Origin of the sequence: Mucilaginibacter sediminis (assembly GCF_051903035.1) — a bacterium.
GTDB lineage: Bacteria > Bacteroidota > Bacteroidia > Sphingobacteriales > Sphingobacteriaceae > Mucilaginibacter.
Map to the genome: position 1 here is coordinate 6,435,650 of NZ_CP170602.1, position 22,232 is coordinate 6,457,881.

The window sequence follows — 22,232 nt, forward strand, 5'->3', positions numbered from 1 at the left end:
TTGACCTCACATTACTATCAAACCGACTTAGTAGATCTCCATTATTATAAATTTGGAACGGGAAAAGCGCATATGTTATGTTTTCATGGTTTTGGTATGCACGGCAAACAGTTTTTAGCATTAGAGCCCGAACTCGGTAATAAATATACCTTTTGGGGATTTGACCTTTTCTTTCATAAAGAAACAAAATTGAAGGATAATAGTTTAGCAGCTGTAAAAACCGGGCTTACCAAAAAACAACTCGCTGATTTAATAGTTTCCTTTTGCAAAACAATGCAGATAGACCGGTTTTCGGTAATAGGTTATTCTATGGGGTCGCATTATGCAACAGCGGTTGTTGAAGAACTTCCGTTTTTGATTAACGAATATATTGTTGCGGCGCCATCGTCTATTAAACCGGGCCGTATGGTTAGTTTTTTTAGCAGGAATGCGGCCGGTAATAAAATTTTAGAAAAAATAGTTTTAAGTAAAAACGCCATGGTAAACCTGTTGGTTACCTGCAAAAGGGTAGGCCTTATAGATGCCGAAGGCTACAATATTTTGTTAAAAGAAATTGAAACAGAGGAGTTAAGATTTAACATGTATGCATGCTTTACTTATTTACGGTTTTTAATAACCGATGAAGCAAAGTTGACCAAGTCGCTTAACGATTATGATATAAGGAGCATTTTTATTTTTGGTAAGCGCGATAAAAAGTATCCGCTTGCTATCGGAAAAGCCTTTTTACCCCGGATAAAAAACGCCGAAATAATAGATATGGATGAAAGCCACGAAATAATTAATAAACGTTTTGCTGCGGTTTTAGGAGGCCTGTTGTTATGATCATTAAATCAAAGCCACTACCTTTTTTTTTATTAAAAATGGCCGGGTACCTGGTCGAAAGGGTTTTAAAATCGCGTTTAAATAAACTGGTTATTAACCCAATTGAAATTAAGCCCGGCCATTCCTATATTTTATTATGTAATCACTTTGGCTTTGGGGATGGTTTTTTAGGTTTTTATTTAGCCTGGAAGGTAATTTTAAAGCAGGGGCAGATGAAGCGTTTATACATCATGTCGGTAAAAAAACAAATGCAAAAGAACCGCTGGCTCAGGTATTGCGGTAGTTTTTCTGTTGAGCCGGGTAAAGTATCTATCAGGGAAAGTTTTGCATATGCTGCCGAACAATTGGCCGAACCGGGTAACCTGTTGCTGTTTTTTCCGCAGGGTAACCTGGAAAGCTGCCATATCCGGTCGATTAAGTTCCAGGAGGGTATTGCCGAAATAATCCCGTTAATTAAGGGGAACTGCCAAATCATCTGGACCAGCAATATTATCGAATACTTTGAAAGTTTAAGTCCCTCGGTATATTTCAATATGCTTGATTGTGGTACAAATCACAACTTCGACTTCGATACATTGAAACAACAGGTTAACCAACACCACCTTCAATCAATTAAGCAAAATATACGTTTTACTGACGAAGAAAATTAACAGGATACAACCGCATTATGCCGGGCGTTTCCACCACCGGTAGAAGTGGTGGCCGTGCTACCTGCTCATACTGCGCCCCCGGTGCTGTGCCCACAACCGGCCTTAGGCGCAGGCCGGTATCCGCGCTATCACTAACGCGAACTTGCGGGTAATTGTGGGCCGGCAGCTATTACCGTGTAAACGGCCTTCGGCTCGAATGCATGATTTTGAAAAGTTGCTCCACATCATCATGGCTAACAAAACTTCCGGCTTCAACTGCAGCGTCGGCGTGTTCAAGCTCGGTATTATATTCATCAATAAATGCGCAGTTGAGCTCATCCGCACTTTTGTGAACATTGGCCTGGTAGCTATAACGCAGGCTATCCAAAAAAGCCAATAGTACCTTCTCTTCCTGCTCGTTTTTCGTGTTTCCCAATACGCTCATAAATCAAATATTTTTATAAAAACCAAACCTATAAGGCAGGCTATCAGATACGATAGTAAATACAAAGAAACAGTTCCGGTTTGTACAATTTTGTCACCATCGGCAACAATAGCTTTGTATCATCAATCAAATATTGTTGTTATGTTTAAAATCACCCTTATTATTAGCCTGGCCTTATCATCGGTATTTTATACCGGCAATGCCCAGCAAAAAAGTAAAAACCAAGATCTGGCCGAAGCTAAAAAAGCGATAGCGGAAAGTAACCGCGTTTACTTCCAGTCTTTTGTTAAAAACGATCCGGCTATATTTATCAACCGGTATGCAAAAGATTGCTGGATAATGCCGCCAAATGCTCCGGCCATGAAGGGAGCCGATGCACCGCTTAAGTTTTTTAAGATAGCTTATGACAAAATAGGACTGCGGAACGGAAAATTTATTACCCTTGATGTATTTGGCGACGGTGAGCATTATGTCACCGAAGTAGGACTTTGGAAATCGTACGATGTGAATAATAAGCTGTTTGACGAAGGTAAATTCCTGGTGTTGTGGAAGAAGACACCCGCAGGCTGGAAAATGTTTCGCGATTCATTCAGCAGCGACCGCCATAAATAATGCAATAAATTAGGAATGATGTTACAGAAGAACCGTAAATTCACATCAGTAAAACTTTCAAAATAACTATTACACTTTAATAGAATTGAGCTAATGGTCGATTCTGAATTTATCTATCTCGAAATTAAGTCTCCCCTGCCGGGGGAGATTATTCGCAGTTTGATTGTTTTTGGTGCTCATGAAAGCTATGCTATTTAGAGGGGGCTCATTATGGAATTTAAACACTTTTTTCCATCGGATATTTTAAAGCCTTATGTAAGGCATTATTATATTTTTGAATCAGATTCGGACGCGGAATTTGAGGATACCGTATTTCCGAGCGGCGATATGGAAGTTATCTTTAACCTGGGTAGTGGTACCTGGGAATCGCTGGTTGATCACGAATTTCTGAAAACGCCGCCCATTGAGCTATGGGGACAAATTACAAAACCCCTGGCCATCCGGTCCAAGGGGCGGCATACTATGCTGGGCATTAAGTTTTTTACACATTCGGCGGCCTATTTTTTCAACGATGAAATGGGCGCGTTTAACGACCGGATAACCGATTTTACAGATGTTATTGGCAGTCCGGGCAAAATACTGCACGCCCGGTTACTGGAAACTACAGACCAGCTAAAAAGAATAACACTGATAGAAAATTTCCTGGTAAAACGGCTGATGGACAGCGAAAAAAGAGCACCAGGAATTGACAGGGTGGCGCACATTTTATCGAGCATAAAAAAAGAGCCCGCCGAAAATAACCTGGGTAATATTGCCTCAAAATATGGTATTACTCCGCGTTACCTGCACAAATTAATTTACCGGCACACCGGTTTGTCGCCATCATCGTTTAATAAAATCATCCGGTTTCAGCATAGCCTCAAGCTCATCACCAAAAATGAGCAGCCTTTTACCGCCGTCGCTTATGATAGCGGGTATTTTGACCAATCGCATTTTATCCGCGATTTTAAATCTTTTACAGGCTTTACACCCTCGGCCTACCTGCAAAATATAACCCCGGTTAACCAGCTTTTACAGCAATAATTTAAACCGTTCCGGTTTGTACAATTTCGACATTTGCAGCCGCCATACCTTTGTTTCAACAATTAAAACAAAGGTACAACATGAATAATTTCGAAACATTTTCGCAACTGCACCAAAACCCAACTCCGCTTATTTTAGGAAATATTTGGGATGTAAAGAGTGCACAAATTTTTGAGGCCAATGGTTACCAGGCTATTGGTGTTTCCAGCCAGGCGCTATCAAATGCAATGGGTTACCAGGACGGCGAGAACCTGCCCTTTGAAGTGCTGCTACAACTGGCCAAACGGGTTGTTGAAGTGGTTGACATCCCATTTTCGGTAGATATGGAAGGCGGTTACAGCCGCACCATCGAGGGTATTATTGCCAACATTGATAAATTGCATGATGCAGGCGTAGTTGGCATAAACCTGGAGGATACTATTGCCGGTGCCAGTCGGTATCTGCAGCCTGTAGATGAATTTCAAAAGACGCTGTCGACCGTGGCAAACCACATCAGCAGGAACAACTTAAAGCTGTTTTTAAACATCCGCACAGATGGTTTCCTGCTGGGCCTGCCATCGGCGCTGCCCGAAACACTTATACGCGTAAAAAAATATGAAAACGCGGGGGCCAGCGGAGTTTTTGTGCCCTGTATTACCCATAATGACGATATTAAAGCGGTTGTAAATGCTACCGGCTTGCCTGTTAATGTAATGTGCATGCCTGCACTGCCCGATTTTGAAGCGCTGGCTTCGCTGGGTGTAAAACGCGTTAGCATGGGGCCGTTTCTTTTTAATAAGGCCTATGATAATGTTAGCCGGCTTGCAGCCGCGGTCATCAGCGATAAAAACTTCCTGTCAATTCTTTAACAATTTCAATTCACCCATAAATTTAATAAACCATGAACTTACCAAAAAGGGCCGAAGATGCCCATGCAACACTGGCCGCTGCTTTTAATACTGGCGATGTAGCCACCGTAATGAGTATGTACGATGTAACCGGCATTATTGTACCCGAACCAAACAAGCCGGTATCGGGCAGGCAACAGTTTGAAGATTCGATAAAAGCTATTTTATCCATCAAAGGAAAAATGGAGATTAAAACCGTGTATTGCCTTCAAACAGGAAATATAGCCCTGGGTCGCTCTGAATGGAGCATTACCGAGGGCGACGAAGTAAAAGTGGCTGCCAAAGGCATCGAAGTGATGCAGCAGCAAACCGATGGTACCTGGAAAATAATCATCGACCAGGCCTTTGGTGCCGAAGCTAACCTGGTAGCTTAAAAACCAGCCCATACATGCTTTAACCGGCCCTGTCTCCTTACGGAGCAGGGCCGGTTTATTTTATGGCTGCCTGGCAACATGTTAAAGCCGGTTCTTCAGTGCTGATAAGTCGCATTGCAGGTTTTTGTCCCAATTGCCGGTTGTTGCAGCGGCATCATAGGTAGATTGCATAAACTCAAGCAAAACAGCTTCGGGGTTTGCAGCCCGTTGCACCGATTCATAGGTGAGCAGAAATTCGCCCATTTCGGTGCTGTAAAATGCTTCGGGTGGTGCTACCTGCTGTGTGCCAAAATCGTCCGGGGTAGGGTAACAATACGAATAAAATGTAGGATGCGGGAAAGCATCCGAACCAGCCCAAAAACCGCATGAACTTACTTCTTGTGAATAAGCCTCCTGCATTACCGCTTTGGGCATATTAGGCATAGCACCCTGGTGCAGGGGCGCCGGCCTGCCCGAAAAACGGGTAACAGCCAAATCAAAACCGCCCCAGAAAAAATGTACCGGGCTGTTTTTGCCCTGGAAACCGGCCCGAAAATCGGTAAATACATTATGGATGCGTACCAGGGCCTGCCAAAAGTTGTGCATTACAGCGGCATCGTAACCGCAGGGTGCATGGTTTTGGGCAAAAGGTATGGCTGGGTCAACCTCGTTGGGTACAGCGTATATAGTTACATTTACTCCGGCCTGTTGAAGGGTATTTATCAAATCCGTATAAAATTCGGCTACCGTTTTACCGCCTATGGCAAAATCGAGCTTTGCCCCTTGGCTGGTAGTTACCTGTACCTGGTGACTGATGAAATCAAGGTCGATCTGGAAAACACCACCGGCATATGGCATGCTGCCGGTAGTTAACCCCGTAGGGCTTACATACAAAGTAACCTGCCATGAATGGTTGATCCAGGGCATTTGCTGCAGCCTTATTTTACCAACTACCTGGGTGTACATGTGTACGGTAGCTATAGTTTCTTTCAGATCGTGATAATCTAAAACGGGCCAGGCGGGGGTAGTGTGATTGTTCATTTGCTACGAGTTTTTTAGGGAACAATGGGGGAAGATTTATGTTTTGAGATATAATTACTGTAAATCTACGCCTTGGATTTTGCCAACAGCCTTCATTTCGCTATGTTCTATATTCTTCCGCTAAATCTGCCTTATAAACCATTACCAGCCAGGCAGCCTGGGTAACAAGGAATGATATAAGGCAAAAAAGCAAATAAAGACCTGCTCTTGATCCAGGCTCAAAGCCCTTACCACGGGCTTCGAAAATCAGTGCCTTATCGAGTTGGATATTACTGGAAGTGTTGATTGCGGCAAGATAAGCCTGGTAAAGGCCGCTGTTGTCCATCCGTTCCAGGTAATTAAACTCTTGTAAGTTTTTGGTACTGAACCGGAGATATACGTCATCTGTAAAACGATCTATCTCGACATTGTTGCTTTCATGCACCTGGTTTTTTACAAGCTCCTGATATTTTATACCCAACCAGGCTGTTGGTTTAAGAACTACGATGTTGGCCTTTACAAGGCCGAGGTTATTAGTTATGGTATTTTTTGGGGTGGCATACGCAGGGCAAGCAAAATATATCTCGACGCCGAAATTTTCCTTATGATCGCCGCTTATAAAATGGGTACTGTAAACAGTCGCCTGTTTTTTACATACATAAAAATCTTTCATTTTGTAATACCGGGTTAAGGGCTTTTGGGCTACCTGGGCGACCGATTGTAGTTCGGTTAGCCTATCTGTACGGACAATCAAATACTTTTGAGCAAATATGGTTGGTACACATAAGCCAAAGATGGCAAGCAAAAAATAAAATCCGGTAGGATTTCCACGGCCTCTATCAGGCTCAAGCTTTAGAAAATGCAGACGCGGCATAATAAATATAAGCACGGGCCACTGGCAAGTTATAAGTGGTAAGCCATAGATGATCATTGATCCCGTAGGTGTAAACCAACGCAGGTAAATGCACAGCAACCAATGGGAAAAAGTAAAAAGACCGATAAAACTTGCATTTAAAATCAAATAGGGCAAAAAGAGGTTTTTGAACCTGAAACTTGAATCGGACATCAATAAATAAACTTTGTTATTTGATTGCAACATCGGCCAAATATTACAAGATATTGAAAATATCAACCTGGCCGATCAGTATTCCCTGCATCATTATTGCTCAAAAAAACATCTTTGGTGCTAGCTGAAAAGAAGGTACAGTTTATCAATTAAGTATTATCTATAGGTACTTATGTTCAGGTATTCGCCGAAAAAATACACTGCTTTTAATACCTGGTAAATTGTAATATTAAAGATGTTTTTAATGATTAAAATAGATCATAAAAAACACCACACTCAATCTTCCATACAAATTATCGCGGCTGTTGATATCGTCAGGATTGCGCGGGCGGGAGATACAAACAAGGAATGGTTTGCCAAGTTCACCATAGATTGGTCCGGTTCCCGGGGAGGGATGTTCCATAACGCCTCCATTATGATGAAGAAATAATGAACCTTTAAAAACCTTTTAAACCACATGTTTTGTTTTTTGTCACTATTAAAACAGTAAAAAATTACTTATGAAAAGGATATTCAGAAACATGGTTTTAATTGCGGGCCTGGCAGCTGCAGCCCCGCAGGTTAATGCACAGGTGAGTGTAGGCATCAGTATATCTGCACATATTGCGCCTCCGGCACTACCGGTTTATACACAGCCGGTTTGCCCCGGCGATGGTTATATATGGACACCGGGATATTGGGCATACGCCGATCCTGATGGCTATTACTGGGTGCCCGGCGTTTGGGTTAGGCCACCGCATTTTGGGTTGCTGTGGACACCGGCCTATTGGGGCTTTGAGGGTGGGGTGTACGGTTTTCACGCGGGTTATTGGGGCCCTCATGTTGGTTTTTATGGCGGTATTAACTACGGCTACGGTTATGGCGGTGCAGGTTTTGGCGGCGGTATCTGGGCCGGCAACGTATTCAGGTACAATACCGCGGTGGCAAACGTAAACACCACCATTGTGCATAATACTTACGTAAACAATACGGTTATTAATAATACTACTATAAACCGCACCAGCTTTAACGGCCAGGGCGGGGTTAATGCCAGGCCAAACGAGCAGGAACGTAGCGCCATGAACGAGCGCCATGTACAGCCAACATCAAACCAGTTGGACCATGAACGAACTGCCAGCCATGACCGCAGCCAGTTTGCCTCAACAAACCACGGCGTACCGGGTACCGTGGCCATGAACAGGGTAGGCGGTCGCCATTTTGATCAGCAGGGCCGTATTGCCAATGGCGTATCATCTGGTAAACTAACTGCCGGCGAAACCAAAAAACTGGAAAACCGCGAAGCTAACCTGAACAAAGAGGTGCGCGCCGATAGGGCTAATAACGATGGACATTTAACCAACCAGGAAAAAAGCCAGGTAAACCGGCAGCAAAACAGGATAAGTAATTCTATCTATGCTGATAAACACAACAATAGCAATGCCCACTATGGCGATAACCCCATAGGCGACAGAAGAGCCAATCAGCAGCAAAGGATAGCACAGGGTATTCGTAACGGACAGATGAATGCCGGTGAAGCCGCCAGTGCCGAAAACCGGCAGCAAAATATTAACCGTACTATCCGCGCCGACCGCCAGGCCAGCGGGGGGAGCTTAAACCGCCAACAATTCAGGCAGGTTTACCGCCAGCAAAACCGTGCCGGCAGGCAAATTAGCCGCCAGCGCCACGGCTAAACTATAGCCTAATATTAGGTAACAAAAAAGAGCCTGTATCAGAAATGATAACGGGCTCTTTTTTGTTTAGGGCCTGTTTTCACCATTGTTTTTAATTTACGGATAATGTTCAAAAAATAAACTGATGCTATGAAACAGGCTGCCAGCATTTTACGTAGTAAGATGCAGCGTTAATAATTAGTGTAAAAACTGCCAAATACTAAGCCATTGATTGATTTTACTAAATATAAAATGAGTGTCGATCCGATATTTTCTTTTAATGAAGATCAATTTAACCAGTTATTCCCATTTTATATTTTAATTAACCAAGACCTTACCATACAATCATGTGGTAACAGTTTAAAAAAGATTTTTGAACGGCCTCCCGAGCGCTTATTTTTTGATCACTTTAGCTTAAAACGCCCAGCCAATGTACCGGCAACATTTGTATCGCTGTGTGGGGTTTGCAAGCAACTGGTAGTAGTTGAAGTGAATAACGCATTTAATGATATATTGAGAGGGCAATTTGAACTGCTGCAAAACTCAAACCAGTTACTTTTTATCGGTTCGCCCTGGTTTGATAACATGACAGAAGTAAAACAGCACAAGCTTACCCTGCATGATTTTGCCTTTCACGATCCGTTAATTGACCTTTTGCATGTACTTAAAACCAAAGATATTGTAAACGACGATTTAAAGCAATTACTTATCACCCTTCACCGCAAAAAAAGCGAGTTGAAAAAGGCAACAGATGAAATTCGTGATATAGCGCTTTTTGCTTTACAAAACCCCGATCCATTGTTTAGGATTGCAACAGATGGTCGTGTTTTAATGAGTAACCCTGCAGCAGATCATATCGCTTATTTTAATTTCGAGGGAAATAGGTACTGCCGCGAAGAATTCTGGAAGCTTATCGTCAGGATTCAAACATCTTTTGATACCCCGTTTGAGGCGGCTTATGAAAACAAGATATACTCTTTTGTTTGCCGTTACATTGCCGACCACAACTATATTAATGTTTATGGCAGGGATGTTACCGAAAAAGAAGAGGTAAAGCACGATAACCGGCATAAAAGCATGGTTTTGGCAAAAGTTGCGTTCGACCAAACCCACCTGATAAGGGCACCATTGGCCAATATTTTAGGCCTGATAAACTTGTTGGAGATGAATAAATCTGAAGATGAGGCCGATCCGGCTGTATTATCACATTTGCTACAGAGTGCAAAAAAACTGGATGCTGTAATTAATGAAATAGTAAATTTGATATAAATGTTATTAATCTTGTTTATTGTGGTCATATATAGTAACTTATAGCAGGTTGCCTGCGTTAAAAATGTCATTCGGCAACCCGTAGTTTCTTTAATACTAAGAAAAACGATAACACAAATGCAGATCCTCTGACGAGACCGGATAATATCGCGGGGCATGGCATTTTTTAGTCTAAACTTAAACTTTTAACCATGTACGGAATAGTTAACAAAGCGATAGAAGACTTAGTAGTGGCAAACTTTGGAGAGGATAAGTGGGAAGCGGTAAAACTGCGCACGAAGCTTGATATAGATTTTTTCATCAGCAGCGAACCCTATGACGATGACCTGACCTATAGCCTGGCCAACGCGGTGGGCGACGAGATGGATATGCCTGTTGCCGACGTGCTGGAGGCCTTTGGCGAGTGGTGGATACTGAAAACCGGGAAAGAAAAATACGGAGATTTGATGGAAGCCGGCGGCGAGCATCTGAAAGCTTTTTTAATTAATTTGCCGATGTTCCATAACCGCATTATGCTGATATATCCTAAGCTCACCCCGCCGGAATTCCAGGTTACAGATATTGAAGAAAATAGCATCTCTGTACATTATTTTTCAAAACGGATTGGCCTTAAATCATTTGTAAAAGGCTTATTACTGGGCCTGGGTAAAATGTACGGCACACCTGCACAGGTTTCGCTTTTAGCCGATAGGGATAACGGCGACGATCATGAAATTTTCCGGGTAAGCTGGTAGGGGAGGAAGCTTAAAGCCGAAAGCTTAAAGCTGATTCACAGCTAGTACACGAAATTATAATGTGTTACGTAACGAAGAAATATTACACCCAAGCTTAAAAAAACAGGTTCTCCTGTAAAAAGAGAACCTGTTTTTTTAGATCTACTTTTTGCTTTTAGCCTTTGGCTTTTCGCCTTAAGCTTTACAACGTGGCCATGTCAATTACAAACCTGTAATGCACGTCTCCGGCAAGGGTACGTTCGTAAGCTTCGTTAATTTTATCAATGCTAATCACTTCAACATCCGATGTAATGTTATGCTCGGCGCAGTAATCCAGCATTTCCTGGGTTTCTTTTATGCCGCCCACTAATGATCCAACCAAACTTCTGCGTCCCATAATGAACGGGAAAGCAGCTACTGGTGTAGGCTGTGGCGGCGCACCCAATAAAACCATCACGCCATCGGTGGTTAACAAGTTCAGGTATTCGTTATAATCATGTGCAGCCGAAACCGTATCAATAATAAAATTGAAGCTGTTGGCCAGTTCGGCCATGGTATCTTTATCAGTTGTTAGTTTAAAGTGGTGCGCACCCAATTCGGCAGCATCTTTTTCTTTACTTTTTGATCGGCTTAGCATCGTCACCTCGGCACCCATTGATGCTGCAAGTTTAACAGCCATGTGGCCCAGGCCTCCTAAACCAACTACGGCAACCTTGTCACCGGCTTTTACTCCCCAATGGCGTAACGGCGAATAGGTGGTGATACCGGCACACAACAAAGGCGCTACTTTTTCGAGCGGTAATTTGTCGGATACCGATAGCACAAAGTGTTGTGTAACCACAATATGGCTTGAGTAGCCACCCATCGTGATGGTTTTTTTATCCTGGCTAAGCGAGTTGTAGGTTTGGGTATGGCCGTTTTGGCAGTATTGCTCCAGGTCGTTTTTGCAATTGGCGCAATGCATGCATGAATCTACAAAGCAGCCCACGCCAACGGTATCGCCAATTTTAAACCGGGTTACGTTAGCGCCAACGCGAGTAACTTTGCCCACAATTTCGTGGCCAGGCACGGCAGGGTAAATGGTGCCTCCCCATTCGTTACGGGCCGTATGGATATCTGAATGGCAAACGCCACAATATAAAATTTTAATTTCAACATCGTCGGCTGCGGGTTCGCGCCTGTCAATTGAAAACGGAGCCAGGGGCGTTGCTGCTCCCTGCGCTGCATAGGCTTTTACTGATGTCATGGATTGATGTTTTTGTGTGTTACAAAAATGCAACGTACTTACCAATAAATATGTTTTTGGACTAAAATTTTTTTAACAGCCACTCGCATAGTAACTACCGAAGATTGCAGCTACGATTAAAAAGTATGCCAGGTTAACTGTTGATACATCCTATGCGGGGGGCTCCTGCCTAAATGGGTTTTGCGGCAGACTGCACCATGGGCCCGGGAGAATTATAGGTGATTGTTGCCTGCGGGCTATAATTAAGGCAGATAAAAAAGGTACTGCCCAGCCCTGGTTCGCTCTTGAACCAAATGTTGCCCCCCTGTAGTTCTACAAAGTTTTTGCAAAGCACCAGGCCAAGGCCGGCCCCTTTTTCTTTACCTGTGCCATAAGTAACCTGTTCGCTTATCGAAAATAATTTAGCCTGTTTTTCGGCCGGGATCCCGATGCCATTGTCGGCTATCGCGATAGTGCATTTGCCATCGCTTGTAGTGGCGCTTATAGTAACCTTACCGCCCGGGAAGGTAAATTTAATGGCGTTCATTACTACGTTTCTGACTACCAGCTGCAGCATGTCGGCATCGGCAGTAACCCAAATGGCCTCGTCTATATCATACTGTAGCTCAATCTGCTTCTCGGCCGAAATACTTTTTAATAACTGTAAAGTACCATCCAGTGCACGCAATAACTGCAAAGGCATCAACTGCACCTGTACACCTCCCATCTGGCTTTTTGTCCAGGAAAGCACGTTACCCAGCATTTGCGAGGTATCCCGGGTACGGTTTAGCAATTCATTCTCAATGTTCCGCCTTTCTGTTTCGTCCAGTTTATAATAGGTAAGTAATTCCAGGAAACCCTGTACCGAAGCTAAGGGTTCCTTAAGGTCATGTGCCAGGATAGATAGTAATTTGTTCTTGGTTTCGTTGCTTGCAGCCAGTTCTGTAGCTTCATGCTCGGCCCGTCGGCGTTCCTGGTGGTAAGCACTCCGGATAAAAGCAATGATAAAAAAAATAAGCGCGGCTATAATAATGTAGCTGTACGCAAAATCCGTAAAGCGATTAGTTTTGTTAGGATAGGTATCCCTGATCCAGTCGGGGTGAGTCGCTTCCCAGTATATGAGCAAAAGCATTACCGATATGTTTAATGGCAGCCATATAGCGTATTGTTTTTGCGGGATGATTGATACTGCTATAATAAACGATAGCAGGAATATAGCCAGGGTAGGGCCATTAAGGCCCGAATTGTCGTAATAATTGGCTATTAGCATCAGGTTGTTAATAACCTGGAACGCCACAATTGCCAGGCTGAGCATTTTATGAAAACGGGATATATAGTAGGCCACAGCTACAACCAGCAATACCACAAACATAAGCCCGGCCAGTTTGGGCAGCCCAATCATATAATTGAAAGGGATGTTGAGCCCAAGCCCAAACATTACAATAATACAAACAGAATGGAAGATACGCCCTTCTAAAGCGAAGTCGGGTTTATCGCCAATTAATTTATTCCACAGAACATTCACCTTATAGTAATCAAACTTTACAGTTAAACGGAATTAACATGCCAAAGGTTGAACATACGAAAGGCTGTTACCCTATCGGCATCCCAATTTACTTGTTTTAGTTGAAAGCTGGTTTGAAATAATAAGGAAAATTGATTTAATGTTTTGGAGGATTGGCTCGTAGTCAGTCTTTTTGCCTTATGCGGGCAGTGTTATCAGTTTGTTCCGGCATCATGTAATCATCCGGATGTACTCGACATTGTTTTCGGCCGATGCAAGCTTAAGTCCCTCATTGGCCGATATGCCTGGGCATCATGAAAATGAAAGGTTATAAAAAAGAACAGGCAAAATAAGGTTGTTTTCATGGTTTTAATATTGATGGTTTCTTCATGTATTTAGAAGATTTTTAATTCCCTTTCCTTTGGCTACCGTATGTACACATCTTTAAAACAAAAGAAAATGTCATTTCGAACGAGGTACGAGGAGAAATCCTATACGTTATGCATTCAACCATGCAAATTTGCAAGCATGACGTATAGGATTTCTCCTCACGCCAACACCCAAGCCCTCCCCGGTTCGCTCGAAATGACATTTTTTTTATTATTGGTACGTTTCCAAAAGATGTGTATACACAGTAGCTCAATGGGAGGGGGGGGCGCCGCGTAATTATCGAGCGTGTAACTAAACGCTTGATTTAACCCCTACCTCCTCCTTCCCCAAGGAAGGAACCGCACACTCCTCCGCTTTTTTACTTCTTCCGAATACATACGATGGTTTCACAAAGCGACCGCGCTTTATATTATAAAATTATTCTTTATTTTTAATAAGGCCAAATAACTACAAAACAGTTGCCTGCGCGTTTTTTAATAGCGCCGCTAACCCACAGCGTGACCGTTTGGTTTTGGACAGCGTCAATTTGATACTACCTGTTGTTTGCGGTACGGGGTCCCGCTTCCGGTGGTTAAAAAAGCATGCAGGCTATCTATAAAATAATCCCAGCCAGCCTCGCATACGTTATAGCATTCAAAACCTGGGTTTAAGCCCTCGTGTAAAAAATTCAGGGTTGTGCCCTGGTTATCGGCGCTTATGGTCCATATCAGTTTGGTGCCTACCCATTCTGCCTTGTTTGTTAGGGCAGCCATATCTATATGTGCTTTGTCGCACCGCCATACTACACGGTTATTGGGCACTGCTTCAATGATACTGAAGGTTTTTTTGGTTTTTCCAAAGGCAATATCATATTGGTCGCCGGTGCGGGCGGTGGTGCCGTTTAGGTCATCGCTCCACCAATCGGCAATATGCCGGGTAATGGCGGCGTAAACTTCATCGGCTGATTTGTTTACGGTGATGCTTTTTTGATAATTGTTCATGGTGTATTGAAGATAATGTGGTTTGCCGGCTTATTTTTTTTCGGCCATGAGTTTCTCTTCGTCTTCTGTTCGTGCGGTACCGGCTGCGTTAGGCAATCCTTTACCTGTAGCAATCAGGCTGGCCAGGCTGTTCTGGATATAATTTGTCCACGCGCCCCGGCAAATTTCGAAACACTCATATTCGGGCACCAGGCCATGATGGGTGAAAACGATTTTGGTTTTACCATCTTGTTCCGAAATCCCGAAACTAATTTTTGTGCCTGTCCATTCGGTTTTATCCCGTGTAAATTTAAAATAGTTATCCAGCACCAGCCAAACTACTTTTTGGTTGGGAATAACTTCTACCAGTTTTATTTTGCAGGTATGAATGTCTTCAAAATGGTAATTAAACTCATCATTCAGTTTGCTGGTATCGCCTTCAATTTCTTCCGACCACCATCCGCGAACGTTGTTGATGGCATTAAATGCTTCCTCGGGGCTTTGGTCAACCAACAGGGTGGTTGAAAAATCTGCTGTTGTCATTTTTAATAGGTTATTGATTTGATTTGGAATTGAATATAGCAAATTTAACGCCCTGATATTGTAAACGCAGGGTGTAATATGGACATTGTGACGGGTTGATTTGGACGGGAAGGTTAGCTATCTTTATTCAAAATAAATGTCATGAAGCAAGTGATCATCATAGTTCCCAAAGGGTATGCCAACCTGGCCAGCGTAGTGGGTACTTTTCAAATCCTTAACCGCGCCAATGGCTATTGGCAGCAACTGGGGCGCCGGCCTATGATGGAAGTGCGCATAGCCGGTTTTGAAACAGAATTGAAATTGGATGGCGGCTTCTTTTCCATTTTTCCGGTAAGTATTGAAGAGATACAAAAAACGGATTTGCTTATCATTCCCTCCGTTTCACACGAGTACGACCGGGTACTTAAGGAGAACGCCGGCCTCATCAGCTGGATTGGCGAACAATATGAACGGGGAGCCGAAATAGCCAGTATTTGCACCGGCGCTTTTTTGTTGGCTGCTACAGGCCTGCTCGATGGCAAAACCTGCTCCACCCATTGGAATGCGGCAACTGCTTTTAAGCGCCTGTTCCCCAACGTCGACCTGCATACCGATAAACTGCTTACGGTTGGGCAGGGCATTTACACCAATGGTGGTGCTTACTCCTTTTTGAACCTGGTGCTTTTCCTGGTCGAAAAATATTTTGACAGGCAAACAGCTATATACTGCTCCAAAGTATTCCAGATTGATATGGACCGGACATCGCAATCGCCCTTTAATATTTTTCAGACACAGAAAAATCATGGAGATGAACTGATTGGCAAAGCCCAATCTTTTATAGAAGAAAACTTGCGCGAAAAAATTTCCTTCGAAGGATTAGCCGCTAAACTGGCCATCAGCCGCCGGAATTTCGACAGGCGCTTTATTAAGGCCACGGGCAATACCCCGGTAGAGTACCTGCAGCGTGTAAAGGTAGAAGTAGCCAAAAGCACCCTGGAAAAAGGCCGCAAAAGTATTTTTGAAGTAATGAATGAAGTTGGCTATGCCGATGATAAAGCCTTCAGGGAAGTGTTTAAAAAAATTACAGGCCTGTCGCCGTTAGATTATAGGGCGAAGTATAACAGGGAAGGGGTTGGGGTGTAGGATATTGTGATTGTTTGGCGTAAAAGGGGTTTTAGGGGGACTTAAACTACCGACGCTAATCTACAAGAACAAGCGTATCTAATACATCGTTCCTGTGCTTAATAATGCTGTCAATATTTTTATATCTGCGAACACTATCGGCGCCGTAATGGTTGCCATATTCCAGGTAAATTTTGATGATATGGTTGCCTACGGCTGTATCCGGGTTTTGCTGATAGCTTTTACATAAACAATGCGCTAATTTATTTTGTGACGCCCGGTACAGATCCGGGCCTGGTTCGCGACTGTTATATTTAAAATGTACGGCGCAGTTTTTGAAGGCGAGGGTTTGCGTACTGTTATCATTAATCGCGGGCAGCATCACGGTAAAGAAAATAACAATTAAAGCAATAATGCCTAACACAACAGCTGCCGTTTTTCGCTCTTCCATAAAAGTATTTGATCTTAATACCGGGAGAGATAATTAAGTAACCCGCTTGGGTAAGCTTAACAAACATTCTAAACAACAAATTGGCCATTATCATTTAATGAATTTACCTACTCAAATTCAATAAAATTAACATTTAGATTAAACAATCACTACTCAAGGTTAATAGTTAGCAAATGCCTGGTTAACACGGCAAGTACACCTTTGCGGCTAACTAATACTTAAGAAATGCTGACTTTATACAAAACTATCCTGCAAAAAATATGCCTGTTGGGCATAGCCTGCTTCCTGTTGGTTACAACGGGCCAGGCACAAACTAACCTGGCCGGTATTTCCGGCAAAGTATCCGGCCCTGGCGGCACGCTTTTATCTAACGCAACCGTTACGGTGAAAAATGAGTCGACTGGGTTCATGATCAAAACTACAACCAATTCAAAAGGAGCTTTCCTTTTAAAAGAGCTTCCACTCGGTTCGCCCTATAGCATTACTGTTGAAGCTATGGGTATGGCGCCGCAAAAACAAACCGACTTTGCACTTAACCAGGGCGACCTGCTACAGGTTGCATTTGTGATGGAAGACAAAGTTCATGAGCTTAACGTGGTCGAAATTAAATCGGCCACCACGCGCAACAAAATTGAAAATATTGGCTCATCTACAGCTGTTACCGCTAAAGACATCGCGAAGCTGCCGGTAAACGGTCGTAATTTTACCACCCTGGCAGATTTATCGCCACTTAGTTCGGGCGGCAGCTTAAATGGCCAGCTGGCATCGGCAACCAATTATACTATTGACGGTATGGCGGCACGCGGCACCATATCTGGCGGGCAGCCAACCGGCGCTTACTCTATATCGCTGGAAGCCGTGCGCGAATTCCAGGTGGTTACCAATGCCTATGATGTTACTTACGGTAATGCCGGCGGGGGTACCATCAGTACGGTAACCAAATCAGGTACCAACGTACTTTCGGGAAGCGCTTTTACCTACGCGCGTGCCAACTGGCTTTCAAGCCCCTATGGCTTAAACGGCTTAAAACGTAACCAGGCGTTCTCTACTTATCAATATGGCTTTTCTTTGGGTGGCCCTATAGTTAAAGATAAGGCGCAGTTTTTTATCGCCTGGGACCACCAGGCAGATTCGCGGCCTTTGTACATAGCTAATATTCAATCTGCCGATGATGAAAAACGTTACAACGTAACCCAGGCTACGCTGGATAACTTTTTATCAATAGCGCGCACAAAATACGGTGTTGCCAATTCGCCGCAGGTGGGCCAGTTTGATAAATTTAAAAATACCCATGCGGGTTTCGCCCGGATTGACTGGCAGATCAACGCTAAAAACCTGCTTACCATTCGCGATAACTTTATTTACGACCTGGATAATCAATCGGATGGCGATAACACGGCCATTAATATTTACGAGGTGTATAGCACCCGTAAAAGTTTGAACAATAGTGTAATGGCCTCGTTGCGCAGTATTCTGAGCCCAAACTTAACCAACGAACTGAAAGTACAGCACTATTGGGAATACAATAAAATGTTTGCTAACAGCCAGCTGCCTGCCGATAATATTCCGCGTGCTATAGTACAGAATATCTCTTCGACAGCGGCAAACGGATCAACCTATTCAACGGCCATACAATTGGGCGGGCAACGTTACGGCGGCGATTATTTTAACAATAACGTAGCGCAGCTTACTGATAACGTATACTGGACAAAAGGCAAATTTAACTTTACTTTAGGAGGCGGCTTGTCATTTACCAACCAGAATTCGATTTATGGCAGCGAGACCAACGGGCGTTTTTATTTTACCGGGCTAACCAATTTCAATAACCTTACACCTTACCGTTTTGCCAGGGATATTTATGTCTCGGCAGATCATAATATCAAATTCAACATTCTTGCCCCCAACCTGTATGTACAGGCCCAAACCACGTTATTTCCCGGGTTTGATTTAACCGCCGGTATCCGTGCCGATTATACCGATTACCTTGATAAGGCGAATTTTAATGATGTAGTTTACCGTACATTGGGCCTAAACACATTTAACAAGTTGGCTACCCTGCAAATTCAGCCCCGTTTACAGGCAACCTGGGATTTAGGGCAAAACGGGAAAGATATCATAAGGTTTGGAGGCGGTATTTTAGGCTCGGCGCTTAACCCTTATTCCATGATTAACAATATGCTGTTTGATGGCTCGCATATCCAAAGCGTTGATGTAACCGGTAGCCTGGTACCCACGCCAAATTTTCCGGCTTATCGTAAAGATCCGTCGACAGCGCCAGGCCAGGACCTGCTCAATAACCCATCGATACCAAAGATGGCAACCATTAACATGAACGGCAAAGATGCCAAAGTACCTACGGTTTACAAGGCCAATGCTTCGTATTCTCACTTTTTTGCGCAAAACTTTCGTGTTACCGCCAGTGCTTACTTAAGCCTGGGCCGCAATAACTACACTTACGTAGATAAAAACATGGTAGATGAACCATATTTCCGTATTGCGGCCGAAGATAACAGGGGCGTATACGTTCCGGCAGGTACAATTAACGCCGCAAACGGATCGGCCGATTGGACACAAGGCCGCAAAACTACCGAAGTTGGCCGGGTGCTGGAATTGGAAAGCCTGGGAAAAGTAAACCAGGTGGCATTTGTTATCGATGCCGACTACAGGTACTATAAACAGGGCGAAATATCTTTCTCTTACACTTGGAACCAAACTAAAGACAATACCTCGTACAACGGAAACGTGGCAAACACCGCAACCCTGGTGCAATATGTAAAAGACGATCCGCGTAACCTAAGCAGCATGAACTATTCTGATAACCAGTTTCGCAATAAGGTGGTGTTTTATGGCAGCTCGCCAACGTTTCATGGTTTTAGCGCCGGTTTACGGTTCTCGGGCATAAGCGGCACCAGGTATTCATTAACAGTAAACGGCAACGTTAATGGCGACTTTGTGGCCAGTAACGATCTTGCTTACATTTATAATCCTAACTCCGCATCTACGCCGCAATATTTAAAAGATGGTATCAATGCCATATTAAATAACCCCAAAGTTGAAAAAGGGATGAAAGATTATATCGAGAAAAGCTTTGGCAAAATAGCAGAACGTAACGGCGGCGTTAACCCGTTTTACGGTGTAATAGACCTGAGGCTGATTAAACGGGTACAAATCCTGAAAAAACAATACCTGGAGATATCAGTCGACCTCTTTAACGTCAGCAATTTAATCGACAAAAACTGGGGCGTAAACCATAATCTTGGTACTACATCAATTTACACCATTAAAAGCTTCGACGCTGTAAATAAACAGTACGCCTATACCGTAAACACCAATGCAGGTGTATCCGGCTTAAGCGGTAACCCATACCAGTTCCAGGTAGGGTTACGATATGGGTTTTAAGTAAACTATATAAGTTCAGAATGGCATTGCCCTGCGATAGCGAAAAGCTGTTGCAGGGCAATATTTTTTGGTTTATATGCTGCTGGTTTTTAGTAATATATGATTAGGAATGGCGTTTATAACATTGCGGCGAGTCGATTCACCCCGACGAGGCTACGCCCGTCTTCCCCTCTCTCCGACTGCGTCGCATAGAGGGGCGAAAAAGGAAAAGAAAAAATGAGCTTCGCCCTCTATGCGGCTTCAGCCGGAGGGTGGTCGGGCGCAGCCTCGACCGTGTGAGTCGTCGCCGACATGCGAAACAGGTTGTGGCCTCTCCATTAGTAGCATAAAAACATTCGTAAACCAAATTTAGACGGGCGCTGATAAGTAAAGAAAAAGAGAAATTGCTTTGCGTTTTATCGTTTTTGTGCGAAAAGGATATTTTTTAATTTAAATTAAAAACATTAACTGTAGGTGGTGTGCCAGCCCGTGCCAGGGTGTTTCACCCCGTACCAGGGTGTTTCACCCAGTACCAGGGCGTTTCAGGGTGTGTCAGCCCGTATTGGTACACACACTTTGTTGATGATAAAAATATAAAAAGCGGTTTTGTTATGCGGCCTTCTTCTCCAAAAAAACTTTCCTAAGCCATTAGCGAACGGGCTCATCATTTAGTATAAGGCAGGCGTCGGCCAGCGCGGCGTGGACGGGGTAAGTCCTCGCCGCTGTTCAAACCGCTGCCTACCTGAACCCGAAAACTTTTGTATCCCGGAAAGTCTCCACACCTGCGCAACAGCATCACTATAATTTCTCCGGTAATGCAACGTTGTATATATTTGCACGTATACACCCCTGTAAAACTTAAATGGAACCAGCCCGCAACAACTTTCACTTCGAGGACCTGCTGAACAGGCACCATTTAAAAAAAACGGCCCCCCGGCTTCGGGTGCTGTCTATGATGTCGGCCCGCAACGCTGCCACCTCGCAGCCCGATCTGGAGAGTGTTATGAACGATATTGATCGCGTTACCCTATACCGCATCCTGAATGCCTTTGAAGAAAAAGGTATTATTCATAAAGTATTTGATTTAAACGGCACAGCCAACTACGCCCTCTGTTCATCCAGCTGCGATGAAGGTCATCACCACGACGAGCACCTGCACTTCAACTGTACCCAATGCAAAAACGTATACTGCCTTGACGATTTGCACCTGCCGGCCATAACCCTGCCCGCTGGTTTTGAGCCACAGGGCTTTACCTTATATGCAACCGGCCTGTGCCCCAAATGCAGTAAAAAGGCGGTAAAAAAATGAGGGTTTGCATAAAACTTTTTTCGGCATCAATCATCAGCTTAGGGCTTTGCCTGTGCTGTTGTTTTAGTTCATGGGCCCAGCAAACGGATTCCATCCCGGCGACCTCGGGCTTCCGTTTTAAAACGGTAATTATTGATGCCGGGCACGGCGGTAAAGACCCCGGCGCCCGCGGATCGTACTCGGTTGAAAAAAATGTTACCCTGGCCATTGCCAAAAAACTGAAACTTTACATTGATACCGGCATGAAGGGCATTACCGCCCTGATGACCCGTACCGACGATACGTTTATCCCCCTTAATCAACGGTCAAACATAGCCAACCAGGCGCATGGCAACCTGTTTGTTTCCATCCACTGTAACTCATCTCCAGAGGGAAATGCGGCTTCGGCCCATAAGCGTAAAGGAGTGTTGTTGCTGGTTTACGGTTTCCACAGGCTTAAAGAGCAGGAGGAGGCCGTGCGTGAAAACGCATCTATCTTCCAGGAAAAAGACTATAAACAAAACTACGAAAGCTATGACGAAACCGACCCGTCAAATGCCATCATTCTGAATGCCTATATTCAAAAATATCGCAAGCAAAGCATCCTCTTTGGCGATCTGCTGAATGCCGAATTTACCGATTTTGATGGCCGCCCAAGCGAAGGGGTAAAAGAGCAGGGTGTATTGGTATTGGCCCATAGCGCCATGCCTGCCGTACTTATCGAAACAGGTTTTATCAACAACCCTGAGGAAGAGGATTACCTCAATTCGCCCGGCGGGCAGGATGCTATCGTGAAATCTATTGTTACCGCTATTACCAACTATCGCAAAGCTATTGGCAGCTTGTAATTTTCATAATTAGTGTGCAAATAGCTATAATCAGCTATATTAGGCTCTGCAAATCCG

22 protein-coding genes are annotated in these 22,232 nt (G+C 43.9%); 14 read left to right on the forward strand and 8 right to left on the reverse strand.

The window, feature by feature from the left end:
- Together ACFGVS_RS26670 and ACFGVS_RS26675 are read left to right on the forward strand one after the other, a co-directional pair.
- Positions 1–822 carry an alpha/beta fold hydrolase gene (locus tag ACFGVS_RS26670; RefSeq protein WP_439696283.1) on the forward strand — a complete coding sequence of 274 codons (822 nt, stop codon included), beginning with the start codon at positions 1–3 and terminating at the stop codon, positions 820–822.
- On the forward strand, positions 819–1,472 hold the full coding sequence (locus tag ACFGVS_RS26675) for a glycerol acyltransferase (RefSeq protein WP_090653163.1): 654 nt from the start codon (positions 819–821) through the stop codon (positions 1,470–1,472). Before ACFGVS_RS26670 ends, ACFGVS_RS26675 begins: the two co-directional genes overlap by 4 nt.
- A 169-nt stretch (positions 1,473–1,641) precedes the next feature.
- Here the strand turns inward: ACFGVS_RS26675 and ACFGVS_RS26680 are convergent, their stop codons facing one another.
- On the reverse strand, positions 1,642–1,896 hold the full coding sequence (locus tag ACFGVS_RS26680) for a hypothetical protein (protein ID WP_439696284.1): 255 nt from the start codon (positions 1,894–1,896) through the stop codon (positions 1,642–1,644).
- Positions 1,897–2,037: 141 nt separating this feature from the next.
- Here ACFGVS_RS26680 and ACFGVS_RS26685 point away from each other — a divergent pair, with 141 nt between their 5' ends.
- The 4 genes from ACFGVS_RS26685 to ACFGVS_RS26700 all read left to right on the forward strand — a co-directional run bounded on the left by ACFGVS_RS26685 (position 2,038) and on the right by ACFGVS_RS26700 (position 4,792).
- Entirely contained in the window at positions 2,038–2,508 is a 471-nt protein-coding gene (locus ACFGVS_RS26685) for a YybH family protein (protein ID WP_439696285.1), read from the forward strand.
- Between the two features lie 210 nt (positions 2,509–2,718).
- Positions 2,719–3,531, forward strand: coding sequence for a DUF6597 domain-containing transcriptional factor (locus ACFGVS_RS26690; protein ID WP_439696286.1), 813 nt, complete (start codon positions 2,719–2,721; stop codon positions 3,529–3,531).
- 80 nt (positions 3,532–3,611) lie between these two features.
- Positions 3,612–4,379, forward strand: coding sequence for an isocitrate lyase/PEP mutase family protein (locus ACFGVS_RS26695; RefSeq protein ID WP_439696287.1), 768 nt, complete (start codon positions 3,612–3,614; stop codon positions 4,377–4,379).
- Between the two features lie 32 nt (positions 4,380–4,411).
- On the forward strand, positions 4,412–4,792 hold the full coding sequence (locus ACFGVS_RS26700; RefSeq protein ID WP_439696288.1) for a YybH family protein: 381 nt from the start codon (positions 4,412–4,414) through the stop codon (positions 4,790–4,792).
- Between the two features lie 81 nt (positions 4,793–4,873).
- On the opposite strand, the gene ACFGVS_RS26705 is transcribed toward ACFGVS_RS26700, so the two are convergent.
- Positions 4,874–5,812 (reverse strand): DUF5996 family protein, encoded by a 939-nt coding sequence (locus ACFGVS_RS26705; RefSeq protein ID WP_439696289.1) that lies wholly within the window; start codon positions 5,810–5,812, stop codon positions 4,874–4,876.
- A gap of 100 nt (positions 5,813–5,912) precedes the next feature.
- Positions 5,913–6,596, reverse strand: a complete 684-nt coding sequence (locus tag ACFGVS_RS26710; RefSeq protein WP_439696290.1) for a hypothetical protein — start codon at positions 6,594–6,596, stop codon at positions 5,913–5,915.
- 505 nt (positions 6,597–7,101) lie between these two features.
- Between ACFGVS_RS26710 and ACFGVS_RS26715 the strand changes: the two genes are divergently transcribed.
- The 4 genes from ACFGVS_RS26715 to ACFGVS_RS26730 all read left to right on the forward strand — a co-directional run bounded on the left by ACFGVS_RS26715 (position 7,102) and on the right by ACFGVS_RS26730 (position 10,509).
- On the forward strand, positions 7,102–7,287 hold the full coding sequence (locus ACFGVS_RS26715) for a hypothetical protein (protein WP_439696291.1): 186 nt from the start codon (positions 7,102–7,104) through the stop codon (positions 7,285–7,287).
- A 70-nt stretch (positions 7,288–7,357) separates the two neighbouring features.
- Positions 7,358–8,527: a YXWGXW repeat-containing protein gene (locus ACFGVS_RS26720; protein WP_439696292.1), complete on the forward strand. Its 1,170-nt coding sequence runs from the start codon at positions 7,358–7,360 to the stop codon at positions 8,525–8,527.
- Between the two features lie 231 nt (positions 8,528–8,758).
- Positions 8,759–9,775: a hypothetical protein gene (locus ACFGVS_RS26725; RefSeq protein WP_439696293.1), complete on the forward strand. Its 1,017-nt coding sequence runs from the start codon at positions 8,759–8,761 to the stop codon at positions 9,773–9,775.
- Positions 9,776–9,966: 191 nt separating this feature from the next.
- Positions 9,967–10,509, forward strand: coding sequence for a heme NO-binding domain-containing protein (locus ACFGVS_RS26730; RefSeq protein WP_090653175.1), 543 nt, complete (start codon positions 9,967–9,969; stop codon positions 10,507–10,509).
- 181 nt (positions 10,510–10,690) lie between these two features.
- Here ACFGVS_RS26730 and ACFGVS_RS26735 read toward each other — a convergent pair whose 3' ends face one another.
- From ACFGVS_RS26735 to ACFGVS_RS26750, 4 genes are all read right to left on the reverse strand, one after another.
- On the reverse strand, positions 10,691–11,734 hold the full coding sequence (locus ACFGVS_RS26735; protein WP_439696294.1) for an NAD(P)-dependent alcohol dehydrogenase: 1,044 nt from the start codon (positions 11,732–11,734) through the stop codon (positions 10,691–10,693).
- A gap of 169 nt (positions 11,735–11,903) precedes the next feature.
- Positions 11,904–13,238, reverse strand: coding sequence for a sensor histidine kinase (locus tag ACFGVS_RS26740; RefSeq protein ID WP_439696295.1), 1,335 nt, complete (start codon positions 13,236–13,238; stop codon positions 11,904–11,906).
- 890 nt (positions 13,239–14,128) lie between these two features.
- A complete protein-coding gene (locus ACFGVS_RS26745; RefSeq protein ID WP_439696296.1) occupies positions 14,129–14,587 on the reverse strand; it encodes an SRPBCC family protein in 459 nt (152 codons plus the stop codon).
- A 30-nt stretch (positions 14,588–14,617) separates the two neighbouring features.
- A complete protein-coding gene (locus ACFGVS_RS26750) occupies positions 14,618–15,109 on the reverse strand; it encodes an SRPBCC family protein (RefSeq protein ID WP_439696297.1) in 492 nt (163 codons plus the stop codon).
- 141 nt (positions 15,110–15,250) lie between these two features.
- Here ACFGVS_RS26750 and ACFGVS_RS26755 point away from each other — a divergent pair, with 141 nt between their 5' ends.
- A complete protein-coding gene (locus tag ACFGVS_RS26755; RefSeq protein ID WP_439696298.1) occupies positions 15,251–16,231 on the forward strand; it encodes a GlxA family transcriptional regulator in 981 nt (326 codons plus the stop codon).
- Positions 16,232–16,286: 55 nt separating this feature from the next.
- Here ACFGVS_RS26755 and ACFGVS_RS26760 read toward each other — a convergent pair whose 3' ends face one another.
- Positions 16,287–16,661: a hypothetical protein gene (locus tag ACFGVS_RS26760; RefSeq protein ID WP_439696299.1), complete on the reverse strand. Its 375-nt coding sequence runs from the start codon at positions 16,659–16,661 to the stop codon at positions 16,287–16,289.
- Positions 16,662–16,886: 225 nt separating this feature from the next.
- Here ACFGVS_RS26760 and ACFGVS_RS26765 point away from each other — a divergent pair, with 225 nt between their 5' ends.
- From ACFGVS_RS26765 to ACFGVS_RS26775, 3 genes are all read left to right on the forward strand, one after another.
- Positions 16,887–20,060, forward strand: coding sequence for a carboxypeptidase regulatory-like domain-containing protein (locus tag ACFGVS_RS26765; protein WP_439696300.1), 3,174 nt, complete (start codon positions 16,887–16,889; stop codon positions 20,058–20,060).
- A gap of 841 nt (positions 20,061–20,901) precedes the next feature.
- Positions 20,902–21,348 (forward strand): Fur family transcriptional regulator, encoded by a 447-nt coding sequence (locus tag ACFGVS_RS26770; RefSeq protein WP_090653183.1) that lies wholly within the window; start codon positions 20,902–20,904, stop codon positions 21,346–21,348.
- Positions 21,345–22,175, forward strand: coding sequence for an N-acetylmuramoyl-L-alanine amidase family protein (locus tag ACFGVS_RS26775; protein WP_439696301.1), 831 nt, complete (start codon positions 21,345–21,347; stop codon positions 22,173–22,175). The genes ACFGVS_RS26770 and ACFGVS_RS26775 overlap by 4 nt, the downstream gene beginning before the upstream one ends.
- Positions 22,176–22,232 lie beyond the last annotated feature (57 nt).